This window comes from Amycolatopsis sacchari (assembly GCF_900114035.1).
GTDB classification, from domain to species: domain Bacteria; phylum Actinomycetota; class Actinomycetes; order Mycobacteriales; family Pseudonocardiaceae; genus Amycolatopsis_E; species Amycolatopsis_E sacchari.
Window position 1 is genome coordinate 22,271 of the sequence record NZ_FORP01000002.1, and the last position, 19,867, is coordinate 42,137.

The following is a 19,867-nucleotide window of genomic DNA, read 5'->3' on the forward strand; positions in this document are numbered from 1 at the left end:
GGGCCCGGTGGTGTTCAGCCCTCCGCTGAACGCGCCAGCGCGACCAACGCCCCCGCCGCTTCCTCGTCCAGCACGGCGTACGTGCCGTAGTCCACCGCCGACGGGGGTGGCGGTGGGAGGCGGCGGCGCGGGGCCGCGTGCAGGTCCCGCACCCCGGTCGCCCGAGCGATGGCCAGCGCGTTGTGCGGCCGGATGCCACCGCAGGCCATGACCGCCAGCGCATCGCCCGCGGCGGCGACCATCCGGCGCAGTACCGGCACGCCGTCCTCCGCCCGCGCCGCGCCTCCTGACGACAGCACGCGCCGCACTCCCAGCGGCACCAGCGCTTCCACCGCCGTCACCGGATCCGCCGACACGTCGATCGCCCGGTGGACCGTCACCGGCAGGCCGTCCGCCGCCGCGACCAGGTCCGCCAGTACCGCCCGGTCCAGCTCGTTCCGCGCCGTCAACGCCCCGACGACCACCCCGGCCGCACCGGAGATCGCCGCGTGGCGGACATCCGTCAGCATCGCGTCCACTTCGGACGGTGTGTACCGGAAACCGCCCTCCCGCGGGCGGATCAGCACGTGCACCTCCGCGCGGTGGCACCGCGCGAGCACCGCGGCCAGCAGGCCCGGCCCCGGCGTCAGCCCGCCCAGCTCCCCCGCCGAGCACAGCTCGATCCGGTCCGCGCCCAGCTCGTCGGCCGTCACCGCGCCGTCGACGGTGTCCGTGCTCAGCTCGATCCGCAGGTTCACAGCAGCTCGGGCGTCAGGTCGGGGGCGGGCATGCCGGGGTCGAACGGGAACATCGGCCGCTCGATCCGCCGATGCCCCAACCGCAGCAGGTCCTGGTCCACCCCGCCCGGCGTGAGCGCCAGCCGCCAGTCCGCGGCCATCTCGTACAGCTCCGGCTCCAGGTACCCGATCTTCACGATCACCACCTCCGCCTCACGCGGTTTCAGGCCCAGCGCGGTGAAATCGGCCTCGTGGTGGTACGGCTTGCGGCGCGCCGTCACGATCACCCGAAGCTCGCCCACCGCCAGCACCACCGCCGTCCCGGCCACGGGATCTTCGGCGTCGATGGCCTCGACACGCGCCGTCAACGGCACCGGACCACACGGGCCCGAGTCGATCTTCCCGCCGACCTCGACGGTCACGGTGGCGCCGATCCCGGCGCGCACGGCGGTGGCCACGGTCTCGGGATCGACGATCGCCGCGTAGATCCCGTTCACGTCCAGGCGCAGCAGCTCGCCGAGGCTCCAGGAGGTGTCCCCGGCGCCGCCCGCCGTCGGGTTGTCCCCGGAGTCGCTGATGAAGAACGGCCGCGCCTCGCTCGCCTTCGCGATGCTCACACACTCGGCCAGCGTTCCGGTCGGGGCCACGAAAGCGAAGTCGTGCCGCGCGTCCCAGTACGCCCGCGCCAGCTCGGCCGCCTTCGCCGCGATCAGTTCCCGGTCGTCGCCCGTGACGACGACCGCCGCCTGGCAGCGCGGTTCGTCCGCCCACGCGTAGCCGACCCAGATCGCGGCGTCCAGCACCCCGTCGAGCGCCTCCACCTGCGGGACGCGGGCGTAGATGCTCTTCGCGGGCTCGATGCGCGTGCTCGTCTTCTCGCCCGGCAGCAGCACCGGCACCTGCACCCACGCCTTGGCGGGTTTCCCACCGTCGCGCAGACGCGCCACCAGGTTGCGCACCGCGCGTTCCCGCGTGTCCCACGCGTCTTCGTGTGGCGCCATCCGGTAGCAGGTGATCAGGTCGACCGCCCGCGCGAGCCGCCGCGACACGTTGCCGTGCAGGTCCATCGACGCCGAAACCAGCACGTCCGGCCCGATGATCTCCCGGATCCGCTCGGCGAGATCCGCCTCGACGTCGAGCCGGCCCTCCACGCTCATCGCGCCGTGGATGTCGAAGAACAACCCGTCCAGCGGCCCGGCGTCGCGCAGCCGCGTGAAGATCTCCTCCGACAGCTCGGTGTACGACTCCTCGGTGACCGCGCCGCCCGGCAGCGCCTTGGCGTGCAGCAGCGGGACCCACTCGACGTCGGCGGGCAGGAAGTCGTAGCGCGCCAGCAGTTCCCGGTCGCGGGTCACCACGAAATCGTCCACTGTAGAGCGATGGGGCGAGAACGTGCTCGACTCGATCGCGATTCCGGCGATCCCGATCCGCAACGGCTTCACCCGGCCACCTTTCCCGCCGCTCGCACGGCTTCGTCGAAGACTTCCTCCAGCGTGAGCGCACCCGCGCCCACGAGAGCCGTGTCCGCGCCGGTGCGGACCCGGTCGATCCTGAGTTCCCGCGTCGCGAGCGGCAGGCACCGCTCGTACAACGCGCCCCGCACCGCGGCGACGAACGCCTCGGCCCCCGACAACGCGCCGCCCAGCAGCACCGCGTCCGGGTTCGCGAAGTTGACCACCGTGGCCAGCACCTCGCCCAGCAGCAGCCCGGCCCGGCGCACGGCAGGCGTGACCTCCGGGTGCGCGTTCTCCGCCGCCGCCATCACCTCGGCAGCACTGGCCAGCTCGACGCCCGCCTCCCGCAGCTGGCGGATGAGCGCCGCACCGCTGGCCACGGTCTCCAGGCAACCGCGATTGCCGCAGCTGCAAGGGTTTTCCTCCCCGGCGGCGACCCGCACGTGGCTGATGTCGCCTGCCACGCCACCGCGACCCCGGTGCAGCCGCCCTTCGACAATCAGGCCCGAGCCGATGCCCGTGCCCGCCTTGACGACCACCAGCGTTTCGCCCGGCGGGCCCAGCCGTGCCGCCCCCAGCGCCATCAGGTTCGCGTCGTTGTCCACCACCACCGGCTGCGTGAAGTGCCGTTGCAGCGCGGCACGCACGGGATAGCCGCGCCAGCCCGGCATCCGCGCGGGCAGTGTGACGGTGCCCGCCGCGTAGTCGACGGGACCGGGCAGCCCGACACCGACGCCCAGCCACCGGCCCGGCACGTCGCTCCGGCGCGCGAGGTCGTGCACCGTCGCGGCGAACTCGGCGAGCACGGTGTCGGGGTGCGCGTCGATCGTGATGGGCGCTTCGGTGGTGCACAACAGGTTCCCGCCGAGGTCGAGCGCGCCGACGCGCACGTGGCTGGAGCCGAACTCGGCGGTCCAGACGTGGCCGAACTCCGGGCGGACGGCGAGCAGCCGCGGGCGGCGGCCGCCCTGCGACCGGCCCTCACCGGACTCCGTCAGCACCCCGGCGGACAACAGCGCCTGCACCCGCAGCGAGACCGTCGACTGCGGCAGCCCGAGCACCCGCGCCAGCTCCATCCGGGAGGTGGCGCGGCCACTGGTGATCAGCCACAACAGGTCCGTGGCGGCGGGGGCCGGAGTACCGAGCACTACTTGCACCAAATCTGTCGTAAGTATGCAGAAACCTTATTGTCACCTGGCCCCCTTGGCGATTTCCATGGGAGGTGGTTGACTCCGCCAGCATAGGCAGCCCCGGGAAGCCCCAGCAAGAAATCTCTTGCATCAATCTTGTTGGAAGTGAGGCGAAAAATGGTGCGCAGACTGGCCCTGCTGGCCGTCTGCTGTCTCGCGCTGACGGCCTGTGCCGGAGCGCGGGAGCAGCACGGCGGCGGCGGGCAGAACGAAGTGCCAGGCGGGACGGTCCGGTTCGCGCTGCCCCCGTCGGCGACACCGAACTGGATCCTGCCGATCTCCTACCCGGGCTACACGGCCAGCTACAACTCGGCGATCCAGTCCACGATGTACGTCCCGCTCTACGCCTACGACGGCACTTCGGGCGCGGTCGCGATGGACGAGCAGGCGAGCGCGGCCGAGCCGCCGGTGTATTCGGCGGACGGCCGCACGGTCACGATCCGGCTCAAGCCGCTCACGTGGTCCACGGGAACCCCGGTGACCACGCGGGACGTCGAGTTCTGGTTCAACCTCGTGCGCGCGGGCAAGGACGACTGGGGTGCCTACACGAGCGGGCTGATCCCGGACAACGTCACCGCCTTCCACGCCGTCGACGAGCACACCTTCACGCTCACGCTCGACAAGACCTACAACAACGACTGGTTCACGGCCAACCAGCTGACCTACGTAATTCCGCTGCCGCACCAGGAATGGGGTGACGGCGACGCCGACCGCACGCCTGAAGGCGCCAAGCGGATCTTCGACCACCTGGTCGCCGAAGCGAAGAACCTCGGCACCTACGCGTCGAATCCACTGTGGAAGGTCGTGGACGGCCCGTTCGCGTTGCGGAACTTCACCGCGAACGGCGCGGTCAGCCTGGTGAAGAACCCGCGCTACACCGGGGAAGACCCCGCGCGCCTGGACGGCGTCGACTTCCTCACCTTCACCAGTTCCGCCGCGGAGTACAACGTGCTGCGGGCCGGCGGCGTGGACTACGGCTACCTGCCGACGTCGAACCTGGGGCAGCAACCCGAACTCGAAGCGCAGGGCTACACCATCGAGCCGTGGAACGGCTGGTCCATCACCTACATCCCCTACAACTTCAACAACCCCGCGCTGGGCAAGGCGTTCTCCCAGCTGTACGTGCGGCAGGCGATCCAGCACGCGGTCGACCAGCAGGCCATCTCGTCGGTCATCTGGCGTGGCACCGCGAGCCCCGGCTACGGCCCGGTGCCGCAGGACAACGACCCGCAGTACCTGTCCGACCGGCAGAAGACCAACCCGTACCCGTTCGACCTCGACGCGGCGCGGAACCTGCTGGCCTCACACGGCTGGCGGCCGGGGAGCGACGGGGTCCTCACGTGCGAGGGCGACTGCGGTGAGGGCGTCGCGCGGGGCACGCGACTGGAAATGACCCTGCTGACGGAATCCGGCTCCGACGAGACCGACGGCACCATGCAGGAGCTCAAGTCCGAGCTGGCGCGGATCGGCATCGAGCTGAACATCAACTCGCAGCCGCTCAACACCGTCCTCGCGACGGGCACGACGTGCAAACCCGAGGAGCCCTCCTGCTCGTGGCAGCTGTCGTACTTCGGCACGCAGGGCAGCTGGTACTTCCCGGCTTACCCCAGCGGCGAGCAGCTGTTCACGACGGACGCCAGCGTGAACTTCGGCGGGTACACGGACGCGGTCACCGACCAGCTGGTTTCCGCGTCCACACAGGCGAACGCGGCGCAGACGATGCTCGACTACAGCGCCCGGCTCGCCGAGCAGCTGCCCGTCATCTGGATGCCGAACCCGCCGTACCAGGTCTCGGCGATCGACTCCGCGCTGCACGGCGTCAGCCAGGACCCGCTCGCGGGCCTGCAGCCGCAGCGCTGGTTCTGGACGAAGGAGGTGGCGCGATGATCCGCTACGTCGGAAAACGCTTGCTGCTGGCCGTCGTGGTCGTGCTGCTGGTCACCGTGGCCACGTTCGTGCTGCTGCACCTGCTGCCGGGCGGCCCCGCGCGCGGCATCCTCGGCGTCAAGGCCACGCAGGAGCAGATCGACGCGTTCAACCACTCCGCCGGGTTCGACCAGCCGTTGCCGGTGCAGTACTGGGACTACCTGCTCCGCCTGCTGCACGGCGACCTCGGCGAGTCGTACTCGATGAACACCGACGTCACGACGCTGCTGGGCGAGCGGCTGCCGAAGACGCTCGTGCTCACCGCGACCTCGACGCTGCTGGCGATCGTCGTCGCGCTGCCGCTGGGCGTGTGGCAGGCGGTCCGGCGCGGTGGCGTGCTCGACCACCTCGGCACCGGGATCGCGTTCGTGCTCTACGCGACGCCGGTGTTCTTCCTGTCGCTGCTGCTGATCATCCTGTTCTCGCAGGCCCTGCCGTGGTTCCCGGCGCAGGCCGCGCAGGGCGACACGCTCGGCGAACTGCTGTCGCAGCCCGGCTCGCTCGTGCTGCCGGTGCTCGCGGGCGCGGGCGCGACGGTGGCGGCGTTCAGCCGGTACATGCGTGCCTCCACTTTGGACAACCTGACCGAGGACTACGTGCGCACGGCCCGCGCGAAGGGCACGCCGGAGCGGGTGATCCTGTGGCGGCACGTCTGGCCGAACTCGCTGACCTCGGTCGTCGCGATGCTCGGCTACTACGTGCCGGTGATCTTCGGCGGGTCGCTCGTCGTCGAGTCGATGTTCAACTACCCCGGCGTCGGACTGCTGTTCTGGAACGCCGCCCGCAACGCCGACTACCCCGTGCTGCTGGGCGTCGTGCTCGTCATCGCCATCGCGACGGTCGCCGGTGCCCTGCTCGCCGACCTCGTGCAGCTGCTGATCGATCCCCGGATCCGGAGGGCGGGAGCACATGACCACGCTTGACCCGACCATCTCGCTGGCGCCCGCACCCGAGCGGCGCCACCGCGGCACCCTCTCGGCGTTCCTCGGGCACCGCACGGCAGTCGCCGGCGGCATCCTGCTCCTGCTGGTGCTGGCGTTCTGCTTCCTCGGCCCGCTGCTCTACGGCAGCGACCAGGTGCACACGAACCTGCAGGCCGCGCGGCTCGCGCCGGGTGCCGGACACCCGCTGGGCACCGACGACCTCGGCTACGACGTGCTCGGGCGGCTCATGGTCGCCGGGCGCACGTCGTTGATCGTCGGGGTGGTCGCGGGGCTCATCGCGACCGCGATCGGCGCGATCTGGGGCGCGCTCGCGGGGTACGCGGGCGGCTGGGCCGACGCCGTGCTGATGCGAATCGTCGACACCGGGGTCGCCATCCCCGCGTTGTTCCTGCTGCTCGTGGCCGCGACGCTGGTGACCCCGAGCGTGTGGGTGCTCGCGGTGATCATCGGCTGCGTCTCGTGGCTCGTCCCGGCGCGGCTGATGCGCGCGGAAACGGTGACGCTCAAGGAACGCGACTACGTGAAGGCCATCTCGGTGCTCGGCGCCGGACGGCTGCGGATCGTGTTCCGGCACCTCATCCCCAACGCGATCGGCACGCTGATGGTCAACCTGACCTTCCAGATCGCCGACGCGATCCTGCTCGTGGCCTACGTCAGCTTCCTCGGACTCGGCGTGCCACCGCCGACGACGGACTGGGGCGCGATGCTGAGCAAGGGCATCACCTACACCTACGACGGCGCCTGGTGGCTCATCCTGCCGCCGGGTATCGCGATCGTGCTCGTGGTGTGTGCGATCAACTTCCTGGGCGACGGACTGCGTGACGCGTTCGCGGTGAGGGGGCGGCGATGAGTGTGCTGAGCATCGAAAACCTGCGGGTGACCTACGGCGACAGTCCGGCCGTCGACAACCTGTCGCTGACCGTCGGCAAGGGCGAGATCGTCGCGCTGGTCGGGGAATCCGGGTCCGGCAAGAGCACGGCCGCGCTCGCGGTGCTGGGGCTGCTGCCGGGGAACGCGAAGGTGACCGGCTCGATCGAGCTGGCCGGGCAGGACGTGCTCGGCCTGCGGGGCGAGGCGCTGCGGCGCGTCCGCGGCAAGGGCGCCGGCATGGTCTTCCAGGAGCCGATGACCGCGCTGAACCCGTTGCGCACCATCGGGTTCCAGCTGGCCGAGGCGATCCGCAACCACGACGAGCAGCCGAAACGGCTGAAGCACTACCGCGACCGGTGCGCCGAGCTGCTGGACCGCGTCGGCGTGCCGGAGCCGCGGCGGCGCCTGGACCAGTACCCGCACCAGCTCTCCGGCGGGCTCCGGCAGCGCGTGATGATCGCCATCGCGCTGGCGGCGGGGCCGGAGCTGATCATCGCGGACGAGCCGACGACCGCGCTCGACGTCACCGTGCAGCAGCAGATCCTCGACCTGCTGCGGGACATCCGCGAGCACGAGGGCACGGGCACGCTCCTGATCACGCACAACATGGGCGTCGTCGCCGACCTCGCCGACCGGGTGCTGGTCCTGCGCCAGGGCCGCGTCGTCGAAGAGGCGGCCACCACGAAGCTGTTCGAACACCCGGAAGCCGACTACACCAAGCAGCTCCTGGCGGCGGTTCCGTTGCTGGGCACGGCTTCCCACTCCGAACCCGAACCGGCCGACGCGGTCCTGTCGCTGACGGACGTGGTGGTCACCTACGGCGGGCGGCGGGTGGTCGACTCCGTGTCGCTGCACGTCGGCGCCGGGGAGATCGTCGGGCTGGTCGGCGAGTCCGGTTCGGGCAAGACGACGCTCGGCAACTGCGCGCTGGGGCTCGTGAAGCCGAAGTCCGGCGGGGTGCGCGTGTTCGGGGAACCGCTGAACGGCAAGGCACGACGGCACATCGGCGCCGTCTTCCAGGACCCGGCGTCGTCCCTGGACCCGCGGATGACGGTGGCGCAGACGATCGCCGAACCGCTGGTCGTGCACACCCGGCAGGGCAGGCGTGAGCGGCTGCGGCGGGTGCGGGAACTGCTCGACGCCGTCGAGCTGCCCGAGTCGCTGCTGCACCGGTACGGCCACGAGCTGTCCGGTGGTCAGCGGCAGCGGGTGAGCCTGGCGCGGGCGGTCGTGCTGGGCCCGAAACTGCTGGTCGCGGACGAGCCGACGAGCGCGCTGGACGTGTCCGTGCAGGCCACGGTGCTGGATGTGCTGGCGCGGCTGCACGAGGAGTTCGGGTTCGGCTGCCTGTTCATCAGCCACGACCTCGCCGTCGTGGACCGCGTGTGCGACCGCGTCGCCGTGCTCAGCGGCGGGCGCGTCGTCGAGCAGGGCCCGTGCGAGCAGGTGCTGCGCACGCCGGAACACGAGTACACGCGGGCGTTGCTGCTGGCCTCGCCCGTGCCGGATCCGGCGCGGCAGCGTGAGCGGCGGTTGGCGCGCGCGGTATGACGGCACGGTTCTGGGCAGGGCTCGACATCGGGGGTTCGAAGACGCTCGCCGTGTTGTGCGACGAGCGGGGCGAGGTGGTGGCGGAGGCGGTGCGGCCGACGCCGGCCACCGAGGGTGGCGAGTCCATTTTGGACATCGCCGCCGGGCTGGTGCGCTCCTTCGGTGTCACCCCGGCGGGGATCGGTGTCGGTGCCGCGGGGGTGGTCGACCCGAACACCGGCACCGTGCTCGCGACGGGCGATTCGTTCACCGGCTGGGCGGGCACCGCGATCAACGCCGGGCTCTCGGCCCGGCTGGGCGTGCCCGCGCGTGCGGAGAACGACGTCAGGGCGTTTCTGCTCGGCGAGGCGGCGGGGTTGCGGAACGCGCTGGGTGTCACGCTCGGCACCGGGGTCGGCGGGGCGCTGCTCGTGGACGGCAGGCTGCTGCGGGGCCGGGGCGCTGGGGAGATCGGTCACGTGGGCGCGTTCGGGGACGAGCCGTGTTCGTGTGGGCAGCGGGGGCACCTGGAGGCGTACGCGTCAGGGCGCTCGCTGTCCCGGCGTTACGCCGCGCGGACGGGGGCCTCGTTGACAGCGCAGGAGATCGCGGCGGCCGCCGAGGCCGGGGACGCCGTGGCGGCGGCGGTCTACGAGGAAGCCGGGCGGCACCTGGGCTCGGCGGTCGCGCAGGCGGGCGGGTTGCTGGGCCTGGACCTGGCCATCCTCGGCGGCAGCGTGGTGGCGTCGTGGCCGTTGCTGGAGAAGGCGGTGCTGCGCGCGCTCGAAGCCCAGCCGCTCCTGTCCGGTACTCCGGTGCGGATCCGGTTGTCGCGGCTGGGCTCGCGCGCGGTGGCGCTGGGGGCGGTGCGCCTGGTCCGGGAGTGAGCGCCTCACCCCTGCCCTGAGCTGGTCCGCCGCGCCACCGATTCCACAGTGGACTTCCCGGCGGTCCACCCGGAGATCCAGGGGCCGGTGCCCTCGCTCGGGTCGAGGACCCCCTCCTCCAGCGACGTGTACCGGCCCCGCAGCACGCCCGCGGTCAGCGCGTAGTCCCCGTCGTCGGTGTTCGTCCACAGGGCGTCGAACAGCCGCTCGACCCGCAGGCGCGACTGGTGGCAGAACGCCTCCGCCAGCTCCCGCGCCTCCGCCGTGTCCTGCATTTCCGCCCGCACGCAGCTCGCCGCCATCGCGAACAACTCCGCGCCGATGTCGACGATCCGCCCGAGGAAGCCCTGCCGCTTCTCCAGCGCCGCCTGCCAGCGCGCCATGCCGTAGAACGTCGAGCGCGCCAGCTTCCGCGACGTGCGCTCGACGTAGCGCAGGTGCGGCGCCAGCCTGCCGAACTCCGCGAACGACGTCGGCACCTGGCCGCGCCCGGTGACCAGCTGCGGCAGCCACTTCGCGTAGAACCCGCTCGCCTTCGCGGCCGCCTTCGCCTTGGCGGACAGGTCCGCGTCGGCTTCCGCGAGCGCGCCCGCGGCGGACAGGTGCGCGTCCACGGCCTCGCGCGCGATGAGCAGGTGCATGATCTCCGTCGAACCCTCGAAGATCCGGTTGATCCGCAGGTCCCGCACCAGCTGCTCGACACCCACCGCGCGTTCGCCGCGCGCGGCCAGCGACTCCGCCGTCTCGTACCCGCGCCCGCCGCGGATCTGCATCAGCTCGTCCGCCACGCGGCACGACATCTCGCTCGCCCACAGCTTCGCCAGCGCCGCCTCGATGCGAATGTCGTTGCGGCCCTCGTCGCTGAGGTGCCCGGACAGCTCCTGCACGCTGTCCATCGCGTAGGTCGTCGCGGCGATGAACGCGATCTTGTTCGCGACCGCGGCGTGCTCGCCGATCGGCTTGCCCCACTGCACGCGCTCGCCCGCCCACTCGCGCGCGATCTTCAGGCACCACTTGCCCGCACCGGCGCACATCGACGGGATCGACAGGCGGCCGGTGTTGAGCGTCGCCAGCGCGATCTTCAGCCCCTTGCCCTCGCCGCCGACCACGTTCTCCTTCGGCACGCGCACCCGGTGGAAGCGCGTCACCCCGTTTTCGATGCCCCGCAGGCCCATGAAGGCGTTGCGCCGCTCCACCGTGATGCCCGGCGTGTCCATCTCCACGATGAACGCCGTCACCCCGCCGCGGTGGCCCTCGGACTTCGGCACCCGCGCCATCACGACGACCAGCTCCGCCACGACACCGTTGGTGGTCCACAACTTCACGCCGTCCAGCTCGTACGCCTCGCCGTCGTCGGTGGGCACCGCGGTCGTCGCGAGCCGCGCCGGGTCCGAGCCCACGTCCGGTTCGGTGAGCAGGAACGCCGTGATCGCACCCTTCGCGCAGCGCGGCAGGAACCGCGCCTTCTGCTCGGGCGTCCCGGCGAGCTTGAGCGGCTCCGGCACGCCGATCGACTGGTGCGCCGACAGCAGCACACCCAGCGTCGGGTTCACCGAGCCGACGAGCATCAGCGCGCGGTTGTAGGCGACCTGCGTCAGGCCGAGGCCGCCGTACTCCTCGGGGATCTTGATCCCGAAGCAGCCCAGCGCCGCCAGCCCCTTGACGTACTCGTCCGGGATGCGCGACTCGCGTTCGATGACGCTGCCGTCGATCGTCGCGCAGTACTCCCGCAGCTGGCCGAGGAACCGCTCCGCCTTCGCCTCGGCCTCGGGCGTGCTCCGCGGGTGCGGGTGGACGAGGTCGAGGCGGAAGCGGCCGAGGTACAGCTCCTTGGCGAACGACGGCTTGTCCCAGCCCGCTTCCCGCGACTCCTCGGCGAGTGCCCTGGCTTCCTGTTCCGTCACCTTCACCGGTTTCGCCACCGGGCACCTCCTCAACATCGGCGTCAAGCCTTTGTGACGAGTGTTACTCACTGGTAGCGATCAGGGAAGGCTCTCCGCCGAGAAAAGCCGTCGCCGTGACCGGGAAGCCGGGCAGCCCGAGCACGACCTCGCCCGGTCGCGGCCGCCCGAGCACGTACATCCGCCGGTGGAACCAGATGTCGGTGTACAGGTCGAGCGGGCAGCCGCCGATCTCGACCTCGACGGGACCGATTTCCGGCAGCACGGCCCAGCCGTGGACCAACGGCTCGTCGTCCTCGATGTAGTCGGCGTCGTCGACCGCGCCCGCGATCCGGGTCCAGGTCCCCGGTGCCGGCGGCCGCGACCGTCGCGCGACGAAGACCAGCGCCGCCAAGGGAACGACGACCATCCCGTAGGCGACGAGCACGTAGGCGATCTCGTCGGGAGCCGGTGGTTCGATGACCGTGGCGACGAGCAGCGCGACGAGGGCGGCGGCGAACAACCCCGCGAAGCCCGCCGCCAGCCGGAACCGCCGCCGCTTCCGCCACCAGTGGTCCACCGCCCTCGGCGCGGTCACCCGTCCCGCCCTCCGCCGGACCCGCGCGCGCCACGGCCGTCCGGAACCCTCGACGCGGATCACCGCCAGCCCGCCGTCCGGGCCGACGAACCACACCCTCCCGGTGCGCGCGATGACGTTGCGCACCTCACGAGGCATCCCGGGCAGCGCGAACACCGTCCCGCCGGCCACGATCCGCCTGCCACGCAGGCTCACGTCGACCGGCAACCAGGGCTGTTCCCGCAGCAGGGCTTCGGCCGGGCGGGTCCAGCGCACGAACCGCAGGCGGCGCCAGACGGTCCAGCCGAGCCAGGCGGCGAGCCCGACCGGCAGGCCGATGAAGTCGGTGGTCTCGAACCCGGATGCCGCGTGCAGCACGACGAGCAGCCCGATCCACGCCAGCCACTCCCACGGCACGCGGCCGCGCTCGCGCAGGTGCGCGAGGTGCAGCGCGGTGCTGTCACTCTCGAACGCGGGCAGGTGGGCCACGGGGAGCACGACGAGGAGCGTAAAGCCCGGATCTTGGCGCGGCGATCGAATTCGTCACCAAGAATGGCCGCCACGCGGCGTGCGAGAGACGATCGGGGCATGACCGAGCTGAACCTCCCCCGCCCCATCGGGTTCGTGCTCGGCGGAGGCGGCAGCCTCGGCGCGATGCAGGTCGGGATGCTGCGTGCGCTCGACGAACGCGGGGTGCACCCGGACCTCGTGACCGGCACGTCCGTCGGTTCGCTCAACGGCGCGTTCCTCGCGCTGGAACCGGCCGACGCGACGCGGCGGCTGCCGGAGATCTGGGTGCACATGACGCGTCAGGAAGCGTTTCCCGGCGGGGTGTTCAGCCAGGTGCGGACGCTGCGGCACGCGAAGACACACCTGTTCCCCAACACCGGCCTCGCCGCGATCGTGCGTGAACACCTCGGTGAGCACACGACTTTCGAGGACCTGAAGCTGCCGCTCGGGGTCGTGACCACCGACGTCGACACCGCGGAGCCGCGCCTGTTCCGCTCCGGCGAACTGCTGGCGCCGCTCCTCGCGAGCGCCGCGATCCCCGGCATCTACCCACCCGTCGAGCACCACGGCCACCTGCTCTACGACGGCGGGCTCGTGGCGAACGTGCCGATGCGGCAGGCACTCGCGATGGGGGCCAAGTCGCTGGTGGTGCTCGACTGTGCTTTTCCCGGTCAGATCCCGTCGCCGCCACGCACGATCGCGGAAGTGCTGATGTACACGGCGATGATCAGCATGCGGAACCAGGCGGTACTGGAAGCACCGCTCGCGGCGGCCGAAGTGCCCGTCGTGTACCTGCCGGGACCGGTGCCGATGCGGTTGAGCCCCTTGGATTTCCGTCACACCGGAGAACTGGCGGAGCGTGCATATGGCGCCGCACGGGTACACCTCGACAGCCTTGATGTCGACGGACCCGGCCTTTACGGCGGACCGGGTGTGAAAGTCGTGTCAGGCACCGAAAACGAGTGGTGACGCACGCCACTCCCCGGCAACAAACCACGTGGTCGGACGTCTGTAGGGGCGCGGTAGTTTGAAGCACCAGGCACGCTCCTCCCGACCTCCACGACAAAAGAGACCAGATGTTCTTGAACAACTCTTTACGCTTCTCCGGTAGAGCGCGATCCGGACTGCTCACCGGGATGCTGGTGACCGTGCTCGCCCTTTCGGCGTGCAGTTCCGACAATTCGGACAACAATTCGACGACCGGCGGCGGTACCCCGGTTTCGTCCGAGGCCGGCGCGGCCGTGAAGGTCTCGATCGAGCCCGCCCAGACGACGAACGTCAACCCGAGGACGCCGATCGTCGTGAAGGCCGCGAACGGCACGATCACCGACGTGACCGTGACCAACACCGCGAAGGGCACCAAGGTCAAGGGCACGCTGTCGCCGGACAAGACGACGTGGACGTCCAGCGACGTCCTCGGCTACGGCGCGAAGTACTCGATCGACGCGCACGCGGCCGACGACAAGGGCAAGACCGTCGAGGAGCAGAGCACGGTCAGCACCCTGTCGCCCGCGAAGCAGGCCAACCCGAACATGATCCCGGCGCCGGCCGCCGTGGCGCAGAGCGGTGTCGGCGTGGGGCAGCCGATCGTCTTCCAGTTCACGTACGCGGTGAAGAACAAGGCGGACGTGGAAAAGCAGCTGTCGGTGACGTCGAACCCGCCGCAGCAGGGCAGCTGGTACTGGATCGACGACAAGAACGTGCACTACCGGCCCAAGACGTACTGGCAGCCGGGCACGACGCTCACCGTGAGCGCGAAGATCTACGGCGTCGACTTCGGCAACGGCGTGTTCGGCGCGGAGGACCGCACGGAGACCTACCACGTGCACGACTCGTGGATCGCCAAGGCGGACGGCAACACCGAGCAGATGCAGATCTTCCACAACGGGCAGCTGGTCAAGACCATGCCGATCTCGATGGGCAAGGACGCGACTCCCACGCACCTCGGCGCGCACGTGATCTCGGACAAGCAGAAGGACTACACGATGGACTCGTGCACCTACGGGGTCTGCAAGGGCGACCCCAACTGGTACCGGTCCGAGGAGCACTGGGCGCTGCGCATGTCCAACGACGGCGAGTTCGTGCACGAGAACCCGAACAGCGTTGGGGCGCAAGGAAATTCGAACGTCTCACACGGCTGCATCAACCTCAACGCCGACAACGCGCAGTGGTTCTTCAACAACTTCGGCCTCGGTGACGTCGTGGAGGTGAGCAACTCCGGCGGCAAGCAGCTGCCGGTGTGGGACCTCTACGGCGACTGGGCCCTGTCCTGGGACGCGTGGCAGAAGGGCAGCGCGCTGAACTGAGGGGCACCGACGCGGCCCGCGCTCCCGCCCGGGGCGCGGGCCGTTCTCGTCTAGTCCTCGACCGGGTGCCCGCTGGTGGCGACGATGATCGTGACCACCAGCGCGACCAGCGCCGCCGCCACCAGGTACACCGCGATCGGGGTGGCCGACGCCGCCAGCACGAGCACGGCGGCCAGCGGGAAGCCGAGCGCGATGGGGCGGCACTCGTTGCGCGGCCCGACGTGCAGCAGCCACACGCTGAGCACGTACAACGCGACCGGCACGGTCAGCGCGAGCGCGGTTCCCGTCGTGCCGAGGTGCCCGGTGTGCGTGACGTGGTCGATCGTCAGTTCCAGGCCCACGCCGACGGCCGCGGCCGAGCCGAAGATCAGGTAGTGGCCGAAGCCCCACACGTAGCCGCGCCGGAACTGCAGCACGCGGCGGTGCCCCGGCTGGTCGAAGTACACCCACCACATCGAGCACACGATCGCGAGCCCCGCGACCGCCACCGCGATCAGCTCCCCGACCTCGTGGCCGCTGCTCAGCGCGTCCTCCATCGCCGTCGTCGCCGCGAGCACCGACTCGCCGAGCACGATCAGCGTGAACAGCCCGTACCGCTCGGCGATGTGCCGCGGGTGCCAGCTCGTCGCGCGCGCCCGCTCCGCCCACACCGGCACCAGCAGCTCCGCCACGACGAGCACGAGGAAGCTCGCCGCGAACCACGAGCCGGGCACCACCAGCCGGAGCAGCCAGCCGACCTGCACGACGGTGATACCCAGCCCGTACCGCAGCGCCGTCGCGCGGTACGTCTCGTCCTGCCGCGCGGCACGCAACCACTGCGCGACGAGGGCGAGCCGCATGAGCACGTACCCGGCGACGACGATGGAGAGGTCCTCGTGCCAGGCCGCGGGCACGCCCGCCGCGACCACGAGCGCACCGGCGATCTGCACGAACGTCGCGACGCGGTAGGGCACGTCGTCGGTGTCGAAGGCGGACGCGAACCAGCTGAAGTTGACCCAGCCCCACCAGATCGCGAAGAACACGACGAAGTAGGTGCCCACGCCGTGGGCGATCTCGTGCTCGCCGAGCGAGTGGTGCAGCTGGACCCCGGCCTGGCTCACCGCGACGACGAAGCACAGGTCGAACAGCAGCTCCAGCGGAGTCGAGGCGCGATGCTCCTCCGCGCGTCCGCGCGCGAGCATCGGGCGGTACCAGACACGGGTGCGTTCCACGGCTCTCCCCTCGGGCCGGCGGCTCGTACCCCGCCATCCCACCACGAGGGCTCGGGTGAGCCCGGCTCCCCCTCCGTGCGGGCCCACCCGAGCAGGTGCCTTCGCGCGACTGCCGAACGGTCCCCCGCGGACGCCGACAGCAGCGTGAGAAACGAGCGGATGTCCCAGCCGGACGACCCCGGCTCGCCGGGCTCGTGGTCCCATCCCCGGACCGCGGGCCAGGCCGCCACTTTCCGTAGCGAATTTCTCGAAGTGAAGGCCTGACCAGGTTTACCTGGTCGCTCTCAGTAGCGCTACCTCATCGAGGAAACCATCACTCGGATGGAGCAGCAATCGTCACGTGCTGTAGTTGGTCGGCAGAGCGGCGTGCTCGCCGGGCCCGAAGTTCCCCGACGCCGAGGACCAGCGCGATGGTGAGCGGTGGCGCCGGATTCCCGTGCGCCGGGGTGACTGCGGCACGGAATGCCGAGTACCGATCGCCTGCCCCTGCCGCACAGCTTGTAGCGGTGAGTAGTGAGGCTTCGCCCCTGAACCTCAGCCGCCCGCAGGCGAGGAGGTGGGGTGTCCCCGCTTCTTCGCCTCCGGGGTCAGGTGGCATCCCGTCCGTACCAGCAGGGTGGTGTTGACAGCCGAGCCGAAGTTCAGTTCGGCGTCATACGGGTCGGAGAAGACGACTTCGTGGTCCGTCGGCCGGCCGACCGTGGTCACGACCTTGTCGAACCCGTACTTCAGGGCTACCGTCCGCACGACCCGTACGGCCTCATCCCAGCGCCCGTCCGGAATGCTCCCGGGCGCCATCCAGTTGGGCAGTCCGCGCTGTTCACCGTCAGTTTCGAGACCCGGGTAGCCGAACCCGCAAGCCGCGCCGGTCAACTGGCTCGTCTGCCGCCACCGCAGGTCGGGAAACGCCCCCGACAACGCGTCGCGGATGTGGCCCGACATCTCCTCATAACGCGCGGTGGCCTGATCGATGTCCGGACGCTGCAGCAAGTCGGCGAATTGCTGGGACAGACGGTTCGGATCCGGCGTTGCCGACATGGGGCTCCCTGCACGGTCGTTGCCTCCGCACCCGGTCAGTTCGAGCACCAGTGCAGCGGCGGTCAGACCGGCCAGAGTTACGCGGATGAGGCGGTTCATGGTGGGTTCCAGGAGTCGGTGGCGGGAAGGGGTGACGCTAGCGGCGTACCGGCGGCTGAGGCACCGGCGCCGGGGGCATCGGCGGGTACGGCACTCTGAGATCCGGGCGGCCGGCGACGATGACGGCCATGTTGTACTGGCTGGTAGATCCTTCCTGCAGGTACTCGCTGTGGGTGTGGATCGCACCGAGAGACGCACCGTCCGCCGAGATCGCGTTCCCCGTGTCCACACGCTCGATGCCAGGCATGTCCTAGGGAGACACGCCGAAGTGATCGAGCATGTCCAGCCCGGGGACGGAGTCCTGATCCGACCTGGCGGCGAACAGGTGTCCGTCCGGGACTTTGAGATCATCCCGCTCATCGGCGTCCAGGCCAGGTGATCCGAACACCACAGCGTCGTCGACCGGGGTGTCCTCCTGCAACGCGATTCCGGTCGTGAGGCTGCCATACGAATGCCCCAGGGCGGTGAGGTGCAGCGGGTTCCCCGTACTGCTGTGAGCCGCGCCCAGCCCGTCCAGGAACCCGTCGAGCTTCTCCGCGCCCACCCTCGCCAGGTGATCCGAAATCACCGACTGGTTCCCGTCCAGAACGCCGCTCCACTGCGGGGCCTCGTACCCCATCCACCTCACCGTCGCCACCTGCCCGCCGTCTCCGTAGCGGTCGGCCAACGACTGAGAATGCTGTTGCAGGTTCTGCATGTCGTTGTCGTAACCACTGAGACTCCGGTCCACCGTAGAGGTGAACCCCGGGGTGAACACGGCGACGTGTTCGGCCGTGTCGACGTTTCCCACTGCGAGGGCTGCCTTCACCCGGTCACCGGACGTATCGAGAGTGAGGAGCTGCCGCTCCCCAGGGCGACGCATGGTGGCCTCGACAGCGTTCAGAGACCCGAGCTTCGCCTCGAGTCGATCGATCTCGTCCTGGACCCACTGGATCGCTCCCGGCGACACCTCCGACTGACTGGAGAGACCGGCGAGCTCCTGTGCGGCAGCGTCGATCCGCTGCTGGATCGCCGCTCTCTCCGCGGGGATGCGGGCCAGGTTGGCCCTCGATCGGACCTCCCCGGGCAACCCGTCCCGGTTGCCGAGGAGCTCGGGATGGTCGCGTAGCAGCACGGCCTGCTGGTTGGGCGACAGTGTGGCCCACCATGCGGCGTTGTCCGCCGGTGTGGCCCCGATCGTCGGCGCCGGGATGCTCAGCGACCCGAGCACCCAGCCGGAATTCCCGGCGGCCGCCAGGTCCGTACGATCATCGCCCGGGTCGATGACGTGGCCGGCGAGAACGCGGTCCAGCACCGCGCAGAAGTCGTTGTCGACGTCCTCGGCGGAACGCAGCACCTCCCGCACCCGGTCCTGCAGTTCGACGGCGATCCGCTGCCGGTGGGCTCTCCCCAGCGAGCCGTCCGGGTCCTGCGCGGTGCACACGGGCGGCGGCCCGTGGTCGGTCACCCTGCCGTCGTCACCGATGACGAATTCGTGCGCGGCGGCCAGACTTCGCGCCTCGGCCACTCCGTGCAGTAGCCCGGTGATCGCATCGGACACGTCCCCGGCGGCACGGCGCACCGCGGCGCCTTCGGCGGCCAGTTCTTCCGCCGCGGCGGCGAGCCGGGCGGCTTCCGTCGCCGCGGCGTTCGCGGCCGGTCCCGCCCAGCCCTCCGGCATCGCGGTCGCGCGCAGCTCGTCGGCACAGCCGACGAGCCGGTTGTAGCGGTCGTTCAGCACCGCGACCAGCTCCGCGAGCGGCTCCGGGCTCCACCGGATCACCTCACCCCAGCTGACCACGGTCAGCTCATCCCACTCGGCATCTCGAACTGGCGCAGCTCGCGCTGGGCCGCGTCCTCGTGGGTTCGGTAGAACTCGACGGCGCGGGCCAGTGCTCTCGCGTAATCAGTGAAACCGGCCGCGAGCGACTCCTCCTGCCCTGCCCAATCCGCCTTCACCGCGGCCAGTTTCGCGACGGCCCGCGCGCCGGGCATTCCGGCTTCTGCAGCTGGAATGGCCCCCGCGAAGTCCAAAGGACCGATCACGTCCGCGACTCGCTGCGCGGCCTGGCCCGCTGCCACGATGTCGTCGATGACGACCTGGTACCCGGACATGCTCCCCACTCAGACGACGGTCGGCCGCACACTGTGCTCGACTCGTGACGCTACGGGGTCAGGAGAGGAGGCTCAACCGGTTCGGGCGGATTTGAGTAGGTCTACTCATCGCCATCCGCTTGATCGGCTGGGGCAGGACGTCCTCACCGAGCATTTCGTCGCTGACGCGAACGGGCGAGATCATGCGCGGCGCGGAGCAGGTCCCGCACGGTGGTTTCGGTGCGCGGGCCCGGGTTCACGACCGCGAGCCAGCCCTGCCTGGCGTAGACGGGGTGGGCGATGACGGCATCCTCGGCGTCTTGTGGCGTGCGGGCTGTCCACTCCGTGAAGATTTCCTTGCCTGCGAAGAGGTTCACGCGGAAGGCGCCGGGCCGGTTCAGGCGCGAGGTCTCGTCGCCCGGGTAGTCCTTCGTCACGATCGTCGCGAAAGGCTGCGTTTTCGGGACCACGCCGTCGGGCGCGTAGTAGAAGAACGCGTCGCCCCAGCTGATCTCGGGTGAGCCGTCGCCCGGGCCCGGCTGGAGGGTCAGTACGCCGTCCAGTCCTCCGACGAACTCGATGATCTCCGTGATACCCATGGTTCTAGCCTCTCATTCATGTGCTTGTGGAGGCTTTGGCTCTTGTCTGCCCTGGTG

At 70.4% G+C, this 19,867-nt stretch carries 17 protein-coding genes; 7 read left to right on the top strand and 10 right to left on the bottom strand.

Features of this window, described 5'->3' with window-relative positions; genetic code table 11:
• Window positions 1-14: 14 nt before the first annotated feature.
• Genes BMZ92_RS04180 through BMZ92_RS04190 form a run of 3 tightly spaced genes read right to left on the bottom strand, consistent with a single transcriptional unit; the run spans window position 15 to window position 3,318 of the window.
• Window positions 15-737 (bottom strand): copper homeostasis protein CutC, encoded by a 723-nt coding sequence (locus tag BMZ92_RS04180; protein ID WP_245782891.1) that lies wholly within the window; start codon window positions 735-737, stop codon window positions 15-17.
• Entirely contained in the window at window positions 734-2,158 is a 1,425-nt protein-coding gene (locus tag BMZ92_RS04185) for a M81 family metallopeptidase (protein ID WP_091504384.1), read from the bottom strand. The genes BMZ92_RS04180 and BMZ92_RS04185 overlap by 4 nt, the downstream gene beginning before the upstream one ends.
• Entirely contained in the window at window positions 2,155-3,318 is a 1,164-nt protein-coding gene (locus BMZ92_RS04190; RefSeq protein ID WP_245782892.1) for an ROK family transcriptional regulator, read from the bottom strand. The genes BMZ92_RS04185 and BMZ92_RS04190 overlap by 4 nt, the downstream gene beginning before the upstream one ends.
• Window positions 3,319-3,477: 159 nt before the next feature.
• Here BMZ92_RS04190 and BMZ92_RS04195 point away from each other — a divergent pair, with 159 nt between their 5' ends.
• Genes BMZ92_RS04195 through BMZ92_RS04215 form a run of 5 tightly spaced genes read left to right on the top strand, consistent with a single transcriptional unit; the run spans window position 3,478 to window position 9,517 of the window.
• A complete protein-coding gene (locus BMZ92_RS04195; RefSeq protein ID WP_091504385.1) occupies window positions 3,478-5,247 on the top strand; it encodes a peptide ABC transporter substrate-binding protein in 1,770 nt (589 codons plus the stop codon).
• The gene (locus BMZ92_RS04200; protein WP_091504386.1) at window positions 5,244-6,209 is read left to right on the top strand and encodes an ABC transporter permease; all 966 of its coding nucleotides are present in this window, start codon (window positions 5,244-5,246) and stop codon (window positions 6,207-6,209) included. Before BMZ92_RS04195 ends, BMZ92_RS04200 begins: the two co-directional genes overlap by 4 nt.
• Window positions 6,196-7,080, top strand: coding sequence for an ABC transporter permease (locus tag BMZ92_RS04205; RefSeq protein ID WP_091504387.1), 885 nt, complete (start codon window positions 6,196-6,198; stop codon window positions 7,078-7,080). The genes BMZ92_RS04200 and BMZ92_RS04205 overlap by 14 nt, the downstream gene beginning before the upstream one ends.
• Window positions 7,077-8,651 (top strand): dipeptide ABC transporter ATP-binding protein, encoded by a 1,575-nt coding sequence (locus BMZ92_RS04210; protein WP_091504388.1) that lies wholly within the window; start codon window positions 7,077-7,079, stop codon window positions 8,649-8,651. Before BMZ92_RS04205 ends, BMZ92_RS04210 begins: the two co-directional genes overlap by 4 nt.
• Entirely contained in the window at window positions 8,648-9,517 is an 870-nt protein-coding gene (locus BMZ92_RS04215; protein WP_091504389.1) for an ROK family protein, read from the top strand. The genes BMZ92_RS04210 and BMZ92_RS04215 overlap by 4 nt, the downstream gene beginning before the upstream one ends.
• A gap of 5 nt (window positions 9,518-9,522) precedes the next feature.
• Here BMZ92_RS04215 and BMZ92_RS04220 read toward each other — a convergent pair whose 3' ends face one another.
• On the bottom strand, window positions 9,523-11,457 hold the full coding sequence (locus BMZ92_RS04220; protein ID WP_091504390.1) for an acyl-CoA dehydrogenase family protein: 1,935 nt from the start codon (window positions 11,455-11,457) through the stop codon (window positions 9,523-9,525).
• Between the two features lie 25 nt (window positions 11,458-11,482).
• Entirely contained in the window at window positions 11,483-12,472 is a 990-nt protein-coding gene (locus tag BMZ92_RS04225) for a hypothetical protein (RefSeq protein ID WP_091504391.1), read from the bottom strand.
• Window positions 12,473-12,562: 90 nt separating this feature from the next.
• On the opposite strand from BMZ92_RS04225, the gene BMZ92_RS04230 reads away from it, so the two are divergent.
• Together BMZ92_RS04230 and BMZ92_RS04235 are read left to right on the top strand one after the other, a co-directional pair.
• Window positions 12,563-13,453 carry a patatin-like phospholipase family protein gene (locus BMZ92_RS04230; protein ID WP_091504392.1) on the top strand — a complete coding sequence of 297 codons (891 nt, stop codon included), beginning with the start codon at window positions 12,563-12,565 and terminating at the stop codon, window positions 13,451-13,453.
• Window positions 13,454-13,560: 107 nt separating this feature from the next.
• Complete coding sequence (locus tag BMZ92_RS04235) at window positions 13,561-14,790, top strand: Ig-like domain-containing protein (RefSeq protein WP_218153397.1); 1,230 nt, start codon at window positions 13,561-13,563, stop codon at window positions 14,788-14,790.
• Window positions 14,791-14,840: 50 nt separating this feature from the next.
• Here the strand turns inward: BMZ92_RS04235 and BMZ92_RS04240 are convergent, their stop codons facing one another.
• The 5 genes from BMZ92_RS04240 to BMZ92_RS04260 all read right to left on the bottom strand — a co-directional run bounded on the left by BMZ92_RS04240 (window position 14,841) and on the right by BMZ92_RS04260 (window position 19,810).
• Window positions 14,841-15,971, bottom strand: a complete 1,131-nt coding sequence (locus BMZ92_RS04240) for a low temperature requirement protein A (RefSeq protein WP_091504813.1) — start codon at window positions 15,969-15,971, stop codon at window positions 14,841-14,843.
• A 564-nt stretch (window positions 15,972-16,535) separates the two neighbouring features.
• Window positions 16,536-17,138, bottom strand: coding sequence for an LppA family lipoprotein (locus tag BMZ92_RS37250; protein WP_177228539.1), 603 nt, complete (start codon window positions 17,136-17,138; stop codon window positions 16,536-16,538).
• A 250-nt stretch (window positions 17,139-17,388) separates the two neighbouring features.
• Window positions 17,389-18,918: an alpha/beta hydrolase gene (locus BMZ92_RS04250; protein WP_091504395.1), complete on the bottom strand. Its 1,530-nt coding sequence runs from the start codon at window positions 18,916-18,918 to the stop codon at window positions 17,389-17,391.
• A gap of 2 nt (window positions 18,919-18,920) precedes the next feature.
• Entirely contained in the window at window positions 18,921-19,241 is a 321-nt protein-coding gene (locus tag BMZ92_RS04255; RefSeq protein ID WP_091504396.1) for a hypothetical protein, read from the bottom strand.
• Between the two features lie 134 nt (window positions 19,242-19,375).
• Complete coding sequence (locus tag BMZ92_RS04260) at window positions 19,376-19,810, bottom strand: DUF6194 family protein (protein ID WP_091504397.1); 435 nt, start codon at window positions 19,808-19,810, stop codon at window positions 19,376-19,378.
• Window positions 19,811-19,867 lie beyond the last annotated feature (57 nt).